At 49.1% G+C, this 13588-nt stretch carries 12 protein-coding genes; 5 read left to right on the top strand and 7 right to left on the bottom strand.

Annotation, left to right across the window (positions count from 1 at the left end):
- Positions 1-141: 141 nt before the first annotated feature.
- From ACAN55_RS00690 to ACAN55_RS00670, 5 genes are all read left to right on the top strand, one after another.
- Positions 142-657 carry a MogA/MoaB family molybdenum cofactor biosynthesis protein gene (locus ACAN55_RS00690; protein WP_379126749.1) on the top strand — a complete coding sequence of 172 codons (516 nt, stop codon included), beginning with the start codon at positions 142-144 and terminating at the stop codon, positions 655-657.
- A gap of 255 nt (positions 658-912) precedes the next feature.
- Positions 913-1953: an ArsR/SmtB family transcription factor gene (locus ACAN55_RS00685; protein ID WP_379126747.1), complete on the top strand. Its 1041-nt coding sequence runs from the start codon at positions 913-915 to the stop codon at positions 1951-1953.
- A 54-nt stretch (positions 1954-2007) separates the two neighbouring features.
- Complete coding sequence (locus ACAN55_RS00680; protein ID WP_379126745.1) at positions 2008-2805, top strand: ABC transporter permease; 798 nt, start codon at positions 2008-2010, stop codon at positions 2803-2805.
- 22 nt (positions 2806-2827) lie between these two features.
- On the top strand, positions 2828-3847 hold the full coding sequence (locus ACAN55_RS00675) for an ABC transporter ATP-binding protein (RefSeq protein ID WP_379126743.1): 1020 nt from the start codon (positions 2828-2830) through the stop codon (positions 3845-3847).
- Positions 3844-4662 (top strand): ABC transporter permease, encoded by an 819-nt coding sequence (locus ACAN55_RS00670; RefSeq protein WP_379126741.1) that lies wholly within the window; start codon positions 3844-3846, stop codon positions 4660-4662. Before ACAN55_RS00675 ends, ACAN55_RS00670 begins: the two co-directional genes overlap by 4 nt.
- A 64-nt stretch (positions 4663-4726) precedes the next feature.
- On the opposite strand, the gene ACAN55_RS00665 is transcribed toward ACAN55_RS00670, so the two are convergent.
- The 7 genes from ACAN55_RS00665 to ACAN55_RS00635 form a co-directional block, all read right to left on the bottom strand.
- The gene (locus tag ACAN55_RS00665) at positions 4727-5284 is read right to left on the bottom strand and encodes a hypothetical protein (protein ID WP_379126739.1); all 558 of its coding nucleotides are present in this window, start codon (positions 5282-5284) and stop codon (positions 4727-4729) included.
- Positions 5285-5465: 181 nt separating this feature from the next.
- A complete protein-coding gene (locus ACAN55_RS00660; protein ID WP_379126737.1) occupies positions 5466-7772 on the bottom strand; it encodes a thiamine pyrophosphate-dependent enzyme in 2307 nt (768 codons plus the stop codon).
- Positions 7773-7797: 25 nt separating this feature from the next.
- Positions 7798-8808, bottom strand: a complete 1011-nt coding sequence (locus ACAN55_RS00655; RefSeq protein ID WP_379127538.1) for a 2-oxoacid:acceptor oxidoreductase family protein — start codon at positions 8806-8808, stop codon at positions 7798-7800.
- Between the two features lie 377 nt (positions 8809-9185).
- Positions 9186-10415: a family 8 glycosyl hydrolase gene (locus ACAN55_RS00650; RefSeq protein ID WP_379126735.1), complete on the bottom strand. Its 1230-nt coding sequence runs from the start codon at positions 10413-10415 to the stop codon at positions 9186-9188.
- A 330-nt stretch (positions 10416-10745) separates the two neighbouring features.
- The gene (locus ACAN55_RS00645) at positions 10746-12197 is read right to left on the bottom strand and encodes a nicotinate phosphoribosyltransferase (protein WP_379126733.1); all 1452 of its coding nucleotides are present in this window, start codon (positions 12195-12197) and stop codon (positions 10746-10748) included.
- A gap of 29 nt (positions 12198-12226) precedes the next feature.
- Entirely contained in the window at positions 12227-12769 is a 543-nt protein-coding gene (locus tag ACAN55_RS00640) for a cysteine hydrolase family protein (RefSeq protein ID WP_379126731.1), read from the bottom strand.
- Positions 12770-12789: 20 nt separating this feature from the next.
- On the bottom strand, positions 12790-13560 hold the full coding sequence (locus tag ACAN55_RS00635; protein WP_379126729.1) for an NUDIX domain-containing protein: 771 nt from the start codon (positions 13558-13560) through the stop codon (positions 12790-12792).
- Positions 13561-13588 lie beyond the last annotated feature (28 nt).

The raw sequence follows: 13588 nt of genomic DNA, 5'->3' as shown, positions 1-13588 counted from the left end.
CCCTCCTTCATTAGCAACCTTGGTTCGCCGTTTATCACCCTGTCCCTCTGTGTGGACTTGTCTTTGTTCGGTACACCGCATATCATGAGATAAACATCTAATACAAACTTACATAATCCCTCTGCCAAGGAGCTGATCAACATGAAATCGGTTGAAGAACATCGCCGGGAAGCGCCGGATTCGGTGTCCTGCTATATAATTACTGTCTCTGACACCCGGACCCCTGAAACGGATAAGAGCGGAGACCTTGCCCAAGCCCTGCTTGAAGAAGCCGGATACAAAGTTACTGGTCGTACCATTATTAAAGATGATTACGAAGAAATCCGCGAATTGGTGTACAAAAAATCTGTACACTCCGGGATTGAAGCGGTTATCCTGACCGGTGGTACAGGTATATCACCCCGAGATAATACCTACGAGGCGGTAGCTTCTCTTTTGGATAAAACGCTACCGGGTTTTGGAGAGATTTTCCGGTTCCTCAGTTTCACCGAGGATATTGGTTCGGCTGCCATCCTGAGCCGGGCGATCGCCGGTACCATTGGCAGTACCGCCATATTTTCCATGCCCGGATCGACTGGTGCCGTTAAACTAGCCATGAACCGGATCATCATCCCCGAGCTTCGGCATGTGATGAGGGAGATCTATAAACGCTCATAACCTTAGAGTAACTTGCAGGTGAACCTAGCAATTGCGTATGATCGAGAGGAAGCTGATCCTTAGCAGTAACAACTGCCTGGGACAGCTTCTTTGGTGTTTAATAGAGAACCTTTTGCAAGTAGTAGTGTTTCCGCGTACCAGCCCCGTCCCTCCGGCAAAACCTATTGACAACATTACCCAGCCGCATTATGATTATGAACACTTTTCGCGAAAGTGGTTTTTGATTAACCAAATGGTTAATCGGAAAGGAATTCAATGAGCTCATTACCAACATTACATCGCAAAATCAAAGCAATTATTAGTCCGTTTCACGAATTACTGTGCAGCTTGCACGTCTTGAATCAGCCTGAGCATCACCCTAAACGGTTACAGTGGGCGCTGGACCTAAATAAGAAAATGCCCACACCGCTAAAAGAAGTCCTTTCAACGCTGGCGCAGCTCACAGATGAATGGCTTGGGCTTGCCGATCTCCCTGCACATGCTGGCGTATCTATGTCATGTGCGGAAGGAATTCAGGAGCTGAGGAGTCTTCCGGAAGCGGAGCTTGTTCACCTGATGTTGAACGGCAAAACACCGTTAAGCACCATTCTGCTCTGGATGAACCGCAGCACTTCTAACGCTTCAGAAGCAGAGCTGCGTAATGAAAACGGACAGTATCTGGTGAAACACGTGAAAGAAGTGCGCAAATTGCTGGTCGATTCTCTCGAGACGTACGAAAGAGATTTTTTTCGCCAGGAATGGGACTACATTGAACCGTGGGTAAATACTGCCGCCGCGCAGTTCCAGGAGACTGCCTATCGCAATCCGGAGAAAGCGCTAAACACCCTGCATCCCCGTCTATTTGCGGAGAACGGAACGTTGTCAGCACAAAAAGCAATAACCTATTACTATCCCTACGATCAGCTGCAGCATGTATATGTGCTTCCATCGACGTTTATTTTTCCGCATCTGCTTATTGGCGGGAGTAATGATTTCGTATGCTTACCCCTCACGGTGGACATTCCCGGATTGCCTGTTCATGAAGGGCCTCCAGCTGATCTTCTTCGCCAGTTCAAAGCTCTTGGAGATGATACGCGCCTTCGGATATTAAAGCTGCTGTGGAGTGGCCCGCATTGCACCAAACAGCTTGCCCCGCTTCTGGGAATCTCTGAGGCCGCAGTCTCGAAGCAGTTGAAACTGCTAAGTGAGGCCGGGCTTACGAAATCGGAGCGGAAAGGTAATTATCTCTTTTATACCGGCAACAAGGAAGCTATGGAGCAACTTATTGTCATTCAAAGACAGTTCCTGGAGCAATGAATCTATGAAACTTAAGGCAATCGTAATTACCTTCGCAAAAAGGAGTTGGCGCATGTGTGGCGCACCGCTATCGCGACCCTGGTCAGGAATCAGCGGTCCAACCTGAGAGCTTTTCCCTGGAGCTTTACCCTGGGTCATATCATCGAAGGTGTCTATCTGGTTATCATCTCTTATTTTTCATACGAGTACCTCATCCGGGGCGAGCTGGATTCCCGTTTTGCAGCTTACACCGGCAGTCATGATTATTTAACGTTCGCGATTATTGGAGGCATGCTGAACGTATTTTCCGTGAGTATGATGATGAACGTATCGCGGGCTCTGATCACAGAATGGCGTGAAGGGACACTTGAAGCGCTCCTGCTCTCCCCTTCCGGAAGAAGCGGGTATTTTATCGGCAATGCCGTCCAGCAGCTCTACCGGAGCGGATTCATCCTTCTGGTGGTGCTGGTGTGCGGAATTGCTGCCGGACTTCATCTGCCTTCTCCCCATCTGCTTCCGATTCTGGCTGGGAGCCTCCTCTATCTGCTCTCCTGTTTTGCCATGGCTCTGGTTATGGGGAGCGTGATGTTATATACACGGGATACATACTATGTGCAAAATACTCTGTTCGCGGTAACGACACTGCTCTGCGGATTTCAATTCCCCAGGCAGTACCTCCCAGGCTTCCTGCAGGATGCTGCCGAGATATTCCCCTTAACCCGTGCACTGCAGCTTCTCCGGGGCACCCTGCTTACCGGCAGCAGCATTTCAATTCGAGAGGTAATTCCGGTCCTGCTGCTCTGCAGCCTGTATATTGCGGTAGGACTTTGGACGAATCGGCGCGTCGAGCGGACACTTTTTGAGCGGTATTAAGAACCAGGAAAGGGTGAACAGAATGATTGAAATGAAGGATGTTACCAAAATCTATGAATCCAAACATAAAACCGGCTGGCTCCGTTCGGAAAAAAAGAGCTTAACCGCCGTCAACGCCTTGTCGATGAACATTGCGCCTGGTGAGATTGTCGGCCTACTGGGCCTGAACGGTGCAGGCAAAACAACAACCATCCGCATGCTGTCCACCCTGCTCGACCCTACTTCCGGAAGTATTGAGGTGGATGGTATGTCGATGGCGACCAACCGGCAGGCCATTCAACAGAAGGTCAATATGATTGCCGGCGGTGAACGCATGCTGTACTGGAGGCTGACGGGTCGGGAGAATCTCCAGTATTTCGGCAGACTCTACGGTCTAAGCACTGCCCGTCTTGAACAGGAGTCCTCACGGCTGCTTGAAGAGGTTGGATTATCGGAGGCCGCGGACCAGCCTGTGGAGCAGTATTCGAAAGGGATGAAGCAGCGACTGCAAATTGCCCGCGGCCTGATTAATGATCCGCATTATTTATTTCTGGATGAGCCGACGCTGGGACTGGATGCACCGATTGCCAGGCAGCTGCGTGGTACCGTTCGAAAGCTGGCTGAGGAACAAGGCAAAGGCATTCTGCTGACCAGCCATTACCTTCAGGAGGTTGAGGAGCTGTGTGACCGGGTATATGTGTTGAACAAAGGGGAGCTCTTGCTCTGCGATAAACCGGAACATATCGTCCGGCAAGTGGCAGGTTCGCAAACTGCACATCTTGATGTGACCGGATGGAATGAACAGCTTCGTCCTCTGCTGTTGGAATATCTCAACGCAGGTTCTTATCCTGCAGAGCTCGTCAGTACCATTCCTCTGACGGAGACAGAGTTCGCCCAGGATGGTTCGTTCCGGATCTCCGTCCAGACACCTTCCGCCGACAAGTTAATAACAGAAATGCTCCCATGGACAACCAAACATGAGCTTGCCATTACCGGATTTGCCTTTGATAAACCTAATCTTGAGGATGCGATTATCCTGCTTGCGGAAGGAAAGGCGTCATGAAACCCGGCGGCTTAGGATCGATTGTCTACGCGGAAGTCATCAAACAACACAAGAACCGCACAAAAGGCCGGACGGTATTCTTCTCCATGTTGTTGTGGCCCGCCCTAGCCTTTCTCACTTCATACTTTATGATGTTGCCTTACCGGAGCGGGGAAGGCTCTGTTCTCTCGAAGGTTATACCCGATGGCAAGATTCCGCTGTTTCTCCTCAGCGGCTATCTGGTATTCCAGCTGTTCTGGACAGTAGTTCAGGCCGCTTGGCTGTTCGAGCTGGAGCGTAAAGACGGTACCCTTGAGATGGTATTCCTGACTCCCGCCTCCAAAATGGGGTTTTTGCTCGGCCGTTCACTTTATTCATTGCTTCATGGGATCTGGATGTTTGGAGTATTCTCATGCCTGACATTTTTCTTTGTCGTGGATGCAGCAGCTGTTAATTGGAGGGCTTTACTGCCGGTTCTCCTGCTCATTATGGTAGCGGCGGTGATCTGGGGAGCAGCTCTCTGCGCGGTTTCCCTGTTCTCCCGCGACTCCGGTCTGCTGTATTATATCTTTCAGGCACCCATGGAGCTGTTCGGCGGAGTCCGTATTCCTCCTGCGGTCTTTCCTGCCTGGGCTACAGGGCTATCGTTAGTATTCCCGGTTACTTATAGTCTGGTTCTGGTAAGAGGGGCTTTATATGACGACATCGGCAAAAGCTGGTGGCTATCTCTGGCCGTCTTAATTGGAGGGAGCCTGGCACTCGTCTACTTCACACGAATTCTGCTGCACTTCGCTGAGCAGCATGCCAGAGCCAAAGGGAACTGGAACCTGTTTTAATCATCTGAAAAAACGCTATTTTGCATAGGAAGTTATGCAGAATAGCGTTTTTCTTGATGCAGCTTCATTCATGAAAAATCCTTGCTTCGCCTGAGGGGATATGATCCTGCGGCAGATTTAACTCATCCAGCAGGCGCGGGGACATTGCCTTGATTTGATCCGAATACTTCCCTTTATCCCTACCTATAGATGTATAGACTATCGAAGCATTTCGGCCGTTATAGATTTCGACTCGGGAAGTAGGAGTAGCTACAACCTTGTTCTGCCCATACCAGTGAGGCATCCGGTTCAGCAGTTCATGGCGGCTGGTAAATGCATGGATTGTAATGCATTGCGATGGTTTGTTCTCAATAGTGTATTGATAGGTGACGTTACCCCGTCCATCCTCGGCATATCCTTCATTGGTCAGTCTCATTTGCTCCCTTGCAAACGAGCGGCGGATATCATTCAGTACGCGTACGTTAATACCTTTCCCCTGTGATAAGACATGTTGTGCACCATCCTGGTATGTCTTAATTTTATAATTCCCGGCTCCCCCCTGTGCCTGATCACGGGTACAGCCTGTTAGTGCCATCCCGAGAACTAATGACGCTGCCAGTATTCCTGCCATACGTCTATTCATCTCTTCCATCCCTCTTTCCTGCTAAACAGCGTATTCTTAATGATGTTTAGCATGGCTTGCCGCAGGATAAAATATTCTGCGTACATAAGAAGTGATGAAAATATCAAAATAAAGAGCCCGGCAGATTACTCTGCCGGGCTTGTTCAAAATGCATATGGTGATAAGTGTCCTTGCTTCAATATTACAAATCCGGGTGCTCGTGTTTCACTTTCAGGCGGTTCCAGCGGCGCTGTACCTCTTCTTCAAAAGCACGCAGGGCAGGCTCGTTCTCCGGCTTCAGAAGATGGCGGGTTTTGCCCATCGTTTTCAGCCAAGCGGAAAGCTCGATCCGGTTGTCTTTATCTTCCGGATTATAGGTGATATTCGTGATTCCGTGTTCCACCTCGTACAGCGGGAAGAAGCAGGAATTCACGGCAAGGGAGACGATGTTCGTGCCTTCCTTATCATCGGACATCCAGTTCAGCGGGCAGGCGATCAGGATTTTACCATACACTAATCCTTCATTTTGCGCATACCACTGAGCTTTGGCCGCCTTTTTCACCAAATCCTGCGGGTAAGCTTCAGAGCCAGTGAACACATAAGGAATATTGGTAGCCGCCATGATCTGAGCGGTATCCTTATGCTGAGTCACCTTACCCTGCTGGTGTTTACCAATGCTGGAGGTGGAAGTACGGTGTCCAAGTGGTGTTGAATACGACTGCTGGGCTCCTGTGTTCATGTAACCTTCGTTATCGTATTCCACGATAATCATTTTGTGGCCGCGCAGTGCCGCACCGATAGCCGGACCCATACCGATGTCCATACCGCCGTCACCCGTTACCATTACAAAAGTGAAATCATCCAGCAACCCAAGGCTATCCAGCTCTCCCCGGCGTTTGCGTTCCCAGAACATCTCCACGACACCGGAAAGGGTCGCAGCGCCATTCTGGAACAGGTTATGGATGAAGGTAGATTTATGTGCAGAATAAGGATATCCGGTAGTAGTAACCATAGCACAGCCTGTGTGGTACAGTGCTACGATATCCCCTTCGATTCCTTTGAAGAAAGTCTCCAGTCCGGAGAAAATACCACAGCCTGGGCAAGCTCCATGTCCTGGGGCAAGCCGTTTTGGCTTTCTGGTCAGATTGCGCAGTGGTGGAATCCGTACGCTTAGCTTACCCGTTTCTTCATCCTGCTTCACGGTAATCAGACCCGTCTTCAGCAAATCGAAATCCATTGGCTTCAGGAGACGTTTCGGTGCATTTTCCGGGGTACCAGGGTTATGACCGTAATAATCGAATGGCACTTCAACCTTGTCCGCAGCGATGGCATCCAGAGCCAACTGGAAGAAGCTGTGTCCATCCTCGGCATAAAAGTCCTTGCCGCCCAGACCATAGATCCGGCTGATTACTTTGGTTGTTGTGTTGCCGTGAGTGAACAGGGCTGCCTTAATTTCATTGACCATGTTCCCGCCGTGTGCACCGATAGAATCCCCGCGGTCACCGACAGTAATCGCTTTAACGTTCTTCAGCGCTTCAGCGATTTGCTTCTGCGGGAAAGGACGAATCATGTTCGGGGAGATCGCACCCGCTTTGATTCCTTGAAGACGAAGCTGGTCTACAACATCCTTGATAATCTCCGAAGCGGAGTTCATCAGGAATACGGCAACCTCTGCATCCTCCATCCGGTATTGCTCAATCATCGGGTAGTGGCGTCCGGTCAATTCTCCGAATTCTTTGGCGATTTCTTCGAATACTTCCCCGGCATTGTACATAGCAACCGACTGTTGGTATTTGTTATTGATGTAATCCGGCTCGTTCATGTAAGGACCTACAGTTACCGGATTGTTGCGGTCAAGCGTGTCCGTGAAGCCGACTGGCGGCTGCTCACCGACAAATTTATGCACATCCGCACGGTGGGCGAAGGCTTGTACACGACGTTTTTGGTGAGAAGTGAAATAACCGTCAGAAGCAACCATAACCGGAAGCCGCACTTTCGCATGCTCCGCCAATTTCAGCGCCATGAGGTTCATATCATAAACAGACTGCGGATCACGGCACATCAGAATCGGCCAGCCTGTATTCAGTGCAAAATACAAATCGGAGTGGTCACCATGAATATTCAGCGGACCGGAAATCGAACGGCAAATCAGGTTCATAACCATCGGCATCCGTGTGCCCGACTGCACCGGCATCTGCTCCAGCATGAACATATAACCCTGGGCACTTGTAGCGTTAAATACCCGTCCACCGGCGGTTGCTGCACCATAGCAGATTCCGGCAGAGCTGTGCTCGCCGTCGGAAGGAATCAGCATAATATCATGCTGTCCGGCAGCTTTCATCGTGTCGAGAAATTGAGCAACTTCTGTCGATGGGGAGATTGGAAAATAACCCATAACATGATAGTTGATCTGATGCGCAGCATAGGCTGCCATTTCATTACCTGATTCATATAGAAATTTCTGCTCTACCTTGGCAGAGCCTACTTCTTTTTCATAATCGATAGCCATGTGTGTTCCACCTTTCCTTCCTGCTTTAAGCTTGGTTTACAAGATCGAAATGCTGACGAACCGTATGTGTATCCGCATAACCTTCTTCTTCACGTTCACTGGAGAGAGCCGTTGTCGGACATGCTTCTACGCATTTCAGACAACCTTTACAATATTGGTAATCGATGCCTTGCAGGAACATTTGCGGACGGCCTTTCTTGTCCGGCTGCTCTTCCCATACAAAACATAGATCTGGACATACTGTGTCACATTGTGCGCAATGAATGCAATCTTCACTTTTGAAATGCGGAAGCATACCGGAGCGTGAAATGCTCAGATTCTTCAGGAAGCTGCTTCCCGTATTGATGATCGTTCCGCCGATAGGCTGAGTTTCATAGCCAAGCGGAGAAATATCGGTACGTACAAATTCAGGCATGGTAACGCCAGCCGGCAGCGGGAAGTGCATAAACTTCACTTCATTAAATCCGCGCTCAAACGTAGTCAGTGCCGATTGCACAGCCTGCGGGTATTTTTTGCCGAGGGATTTCTCAATAACACCCTTCATAATCTCGGGGTCCAGGAAGTCACACATCCGAAACAGGGCGCCCAGCATGGCCATATTTACGCGGTTCTTCTCATCTAAAGCAATACTGGTCGCATCTACAACAGCAATCGTACCGGCCAGCATGTTCATCGATTTCTTAAGCTCTTCCGGTGTTTTCGCCGAATTGATTAGCACCGTACTATGGTCATAAATCCCGCTTGTTACATTAACAGTTTTAGCCAGCGCTTCATGGAACACGCCAACTACGTGAGGGCGTTCAACCGGTGAAGTGTCGCGGATATGTGTGTTTAAATCGCAAAAACGGATATGTGCTTTAACAGGTGAGCCTTTTTTCTCCGAACCATAGGATGAGAAACTGACACCGTTCAACCCTGCGCCTACAACTCCGGCTTCTGCAAGCATTTTTCCGGCAAGGTTCGCACCCAGGCCTCCTATGGATTCCAGACGAATCTCGAAGAACCCAAGCTCATTAACTTTTGGCAACTGTACCACCGACATAGCCCCTTTCAGTTGGTCAACTAGAATAACATCCTTTTGACTTTTTCAAAAATTGTAACGTGATTTAGCGGGTCGCGAAGTGACAAATCTTGCATTATCCGCATGATAGGAATCAGAATAATTTATAGATTTCCAAGGGTTTCTTTATACACTACAGGCGAGCGTTACCTTCACAGCAGCTTAACTGCCACGAAATTCGCCAATTGTGTGCAATGTGTGAACTTCGCATTCACGCTACTAATCTACCAACTTAATTTAGCAATAAAATTAAAAATTAAGATGTTAAATTTATCACATTTATCATGATTTATATCACACAAAAAATAGAGCCCTTCGTAAAGGAAGGGCTCTTTCACTGAACTACATTTCGACTAGTAAGTCCACCAGTTCCCGGACATTACGATAAGCGAGAACAGCTTGATGCTGTCTTCATAGTAACCTTCCGAAGAACTGCCCGCAGTATGGCTCCATACGGCGTTCAGCCAGCTTTGGTTGGTAGACGATGTCATTGCACTGACACCGAAAGGCGCATAAAATGCTCCGCTGTTGTAACTTCCGAAGACAGTTCCGTTCAGTTTATACCCATCCTTGATGCTGCCCGGAGTACTGCCTGTCTTCGTCTTAATCCAGCTGTTCAGCTGATTCAGCTGGGAGAGCGCCCGATTGTCTCCGGTTAATAAATAATCGGTAGTAATCCGCCAAGGAGTACGGCAGGAGTTATAATTGTAGCTTCCGTCATTCGCGTCCTCCAGGAAATTGGCAGGGGCTGGAGTATACACACCACCAGAATAGACTACGAAATCCGGCAGAAGTCCTGTACTTGCGCTGTAACCGTTATACAAGCTGTTGATGATCGTATAGGTCTTGTCTGTAACGTTCTTCCACCGGGTGTCTCCTGTGGCTGCCTGATAGGCTTTCAAATGATTCAGCATGAAGTCCGAGGGGCGGGTTGCTGTATTATAGGAGCCGCTGTTCGCCCAGTCTCCGAGACGGATAGTCCACTGAGTCTGATTAATTTCGTTGTCCATGATAGCTCCGATGATATTTTTGGCAGCCTGAAGGTAATTGATCGTTCCGCTACTACCCCATTGCTTGTCCGCCAAGAGCAGTGAAAAAGCGATGTCCATATCACCGTCTGTAGCAGAGTCTTCACCTTCTATGTTCTGAAAGTTGCTGTTCTGCTTCCATGACATCAGATAGGGATTGATTGCACTCGGATGAGCTTTGTAGTAGTTATAGAGTCCGTTGTAATACGTCTGGGCATTGGCGTCATTTCCCGCCATCAGAACGGTGAACAGCATTCCGTAACCATGGGCTTCGGACACCGTTTCACCTTCCGGGTTATATTTGACATAATATTTACCGGTACCGGCCGTTTTGAGATACGCCGCTTTCCACTCGTTCCATTTGGTCTTGACTGAAGTGTCCATGGCGGTCTGTGTGACATTATTCGGTTTGATAGAACCGCTTGTATACGTAGTGTGCTGCGGAAACGGCTTGTTGACGGCGGCAAACGCTGAACCGGCAGGCAAAATCATCAAAGCCAGGCATAGCAGGAAAAGACTTTTCCAGCTTAACAGCGGCATTCGAACCTTTTTCATTAAGCTTCGCTCCTTTAGTTGATGTTTTCAAAATTTCTGCTATTAAAACTTATCCTTTTTCGGTCTCACCTCCCCGCATGATGAAATGGATGAACCTTCGCGGCAAAAGTTAAAGCGCTTTAACTTTTGCCGCGAAAAAAACATAAGCGAGCTAGATCTTGCTGATAGTTTCATCATGTAAATTTGTTCATTTTTAATATATTATTCCATTTTAATATCGTCAATGGTAATTTCGTCTCATTCTTTCCCCTTTTGCAGCTGATCACGAAAAACTGCCCCCCATGATATACATGAGGAAGCAGTCCATGTTGGAGAAGAAAGGTTACTCAACTACTCTTCATCCGGCTGCATATGCTCTTCGATGAGCTTTTGCTTGCGGCTCCAAACCTCTTTGCTTAAATTGACGCGATATACTTCAGGATTCAGCTTCCGCAGGTATTCCGGCCAGAAGAGATCCAATTGTTCACGGTGATACCGGCGGATCTTATCTAAATCCGGGAGATCATACGTACGGAATCCGTTAACATACACCGGCGTCAGCATAGGCAGGGCTTCATAATGATCCACATTCTTTTGCAAATAAGGATGCAGGGGATTGAAGAGCTTAATCCTCTTCCCGCTGCGCGGAGCCTCCTCTTCCGGAAAGCTGATATAATCAGCCAGTGCTTTTCCATTTGTACCGACGATACGGAAAACATCCTTTTTACCAGGGGTGGAGACTTTCTCTGGGTTGGAAGAGATTTTGATCGTCGGCACCATTTCTCCTGTTGCGGACTCGATCTCGACCAGTTTATATACACCGCCCAACGAAGGCTGATCCGAGGCTGTGATGAGCTGAGTGCCTACTCCCCATGTGTCGATTGCAGCACCCTGCAGCTTCAGATCCTTAATCGTATTCTCATCCAGATCGTTAGAGGCGACAATCTTCACATATGATAATCCCGCATCATCCAGCATCTTACGCGCCTGCCGTGACAAATAAGCTAAGTCACCGCTGTCGAGGCGGATGCCGTTCATTCGTTTGCCAGCAGCTTCAAGCTTTTTGGCCGTCTCTATGGCATGCGGCACCCCGCTGCGAAGCGTATCAAAGGTGTCCACCAGTAGGGTTACCCCGTCCGGCATAACCTTGGCGTACGCATCAAAGGCCTCCTGCTCGCTTGCAAAGCTCTGTACCCAAGAGTGGGCATGCGTCCCTTTTGTAGGGATACCGAACAGTTTACCGGCCAGCATATTAGAAGTGGCGTCAAAGCCGCCGACATATGCCGCCCGTGCACCCCATACCGCAGCATCCGCTTCCTGGGCACGGCGAGTACCAAACTCCAGCAGAATATCATCGCCTGCCACCTGCTTGATCCGGGAAGCTTTAGTCGCAATCAGAGTCTGGTAATTCATAAAGTTCAGAATGGCAGTCTCGACAAGTTGTGCCTCCATAATCGTCCCTTCCACGCGAATCAATGGCTCGTCAGGAAAGACCAAAGCCCCTTCTTTCATGGAATAGAGAGAACCCTGGAAATGAAACTGCAGCAGTTCCTCCAGGAATGCAGGTGCATAATTCTCTTCCTGCTCCGACAAATAGCGGATATCCTCTTCGGAGAAACGCAGACCCTCAATATAGTTAGCAATACGTTCCAATCCTGCAAATACAGCAAATCCATTGCCAAACGGCAATTTACGGAAATACGCTTCGAATACCGCTTTGCGTTTATGGCTTCCGTTCACCCAATGCGCATACATCATGTTGATCTGATATTTGTCTGTATGTAGGGCAAGTTCCCTTTTCAACTCGTCATCTCCTGTCTAGCACAGCGGGTTTAAACTCCGTTAACAACCTTCGCTCCGAGACTGCCCTGAAAATGCCCCAGTGCCCATGCGTGTCCCGCAGGATTAAAGCTGGCAACCGCATCTTCATGTACAACGATCTTGAATCCTTTGTTATAAGCATCAACAGCCGTGTGAAGCACGCAAATATCCGTACAGACGCCAATCAGATGCAATTCGGTGATTTCCCGTTCCCGCAGCTTCAGCTCAAGATCAGTGCCGCAAAAAGCGCTGTAACGCGTTTTGTCCATCCAATAGATCGTCTTCTTGTGTTCTTCGTAAACATCTTTCATCTTCCCGTAAAGCTCACGTCCTGTAGTACCCCGCAGGTTATGGGGAGGAAACAAAGCGCTCTCGGGATGATAGGGGTCATTCTCTTCATGAAGATCCACTGCCATGACTACAAAATCTCCGCCCTCCGCAAACTCACGGGTCAGCGAACAGATCCTGGCTTCAATATCCATTCCCGGCTGACCGACCGGAAGGTTTCCATCTACAAAATCATTGGTGTAATCAATAACAATCAATGCTCTCATTAGTATGACCTCCCCACAAGCTATGTATAAATGGACAGCAGCGGTTCATGATCCGTGAACATATAGAGCTGGGCCGGACGCTGGGAGTACTGGTTGGAACTGAGCGAGTTACCGTCCTCGTCCCGCACCTCCTGCAGTATACCCTCGCGGCTGCGTGTTGAGGTGATTTTCCGGATAAAGTTAGGCTCCTTAAATTCAGGAACTACCGTCTGAATGACCTGATACAGCTCGCTTAATGTAAAATGCCGTGGCAAAAATTGCCGTGCAATCGTTGTCTGCAGCATCTGCTGTTGAATCCGCAAATACGCATCCGTAATAATATCGTGATGGTCGAACGCCAGCTCCAGCTCCTCCAGCGCTTCCTGCAATGTGAATAAGCCGACTTCACCTGCATCATCGGAGGCCTGCCGGTGCTCCAGCATCCATTCCTCCACCAGTGCAAAAAATGCGTGGCTGATGATCCATCCGCGCGGGTCGCGGCCTGGTGTACTGTATACGCCCAGATATTCCAGATGACCGCCGTCTACACCCGTCTCTTCTTTAAGTTCCCGTGTGGCCGCATCATATATAGACTCGTCCTCCTGGCAGAATCCGCCCGGCAACGCCCACATTCCGGCATATGGCCATTTCTTGCGCCGAATCAGCATAACTTTTAATTCACGCAAAGGAAGCGTCTTGGTGACGGTCTTCCGTTCCCGCTTGGTCAATGTGAACATGACAATGTCGGCCGGAACACCGTCCGGTGTGCGGTACTTTTTGGTATTATAGGTTTGTTCCCCGTTCTCGCTCACTGTTAATCCATCCTTTGCCGCTGCTTAA

The organism is Paenibacillus oryziterrae, assembly GCF_042610485.1.
In the GTDB taxonomy this organism is placed as follows: Bacteria; Bacillota; Bacilli; order Paenibacillales; family Paenibacillaceae; genus Paenibacillus_AQ.
Note: the sequence above shows the minus strand (reverse complement) of the source record. Positions and strands in the feature narration are given on the sequence as shown.

What these genes read in the sequence shown, in the direction of transcription:
- ACAN55_RS00660 (WP_379126737.1), bottom strand. Translation starts at nt 7,772, where the DNA reads ATGGCTATCGATTATGAAAAAGAAGTAGGCTCTGCCAAGGTAGAGCAG.
- ACAN55_RS00640 (WP_379126731.1), bottom strand. Translation starts at nt 12,769, where the DNA reads ATGAGAGCATTGATTGTTATTGATTACACCAATGATTTTGTAGATGGA.
- ACAN55_RS00675 (WP_379126743.1), top strand. Translation starts at nt 2,828, where the DNA reads ATGATTGAAATGAAGGATGTTACCAAAATCTATGAATCCAAACATAAA.
- ACAN55_RS00685 (WP_379126747.1), top strand. Translation starts at nt 913, where the DNA reads ATGAGCTCATTACCAACATTACATCGCAAAATCAAAGCAATTATTAGT.
- ACAN55_RS00650 (WP_379126735.1), bottom strand. Translation starts at nt 10,415, where the DNA reads ATGAAAAAGGTTCGAATGCCGCTGTTAAGCTGGAAAAGTCTTTTCCTG.
- ACAN55_RS00665 (WP_379126739.1), bottom strand. Translation starts at nt 5,284, where the DNA reads ATGAATAGACGTATGGCAGGAATACTGGCAGCGTCATTAGTTCTCGGG.
- ACAN55_RS00690 (WP_379126749.1), top strand. Translation starts at nt 142, where the DNA reads ATGAAATCGGTTGAAGAACATCGCCGGGAAGCGCCGGATTCGGTGTCC.
- ACAN55_RS00670 (WP_379126741.1), top strand. Translation starts at nt 3,844, where the DNA reads ATGAAACCCGGCGGCTTAGGATCGATTGTCTACGCGGAAGTCATCAAA.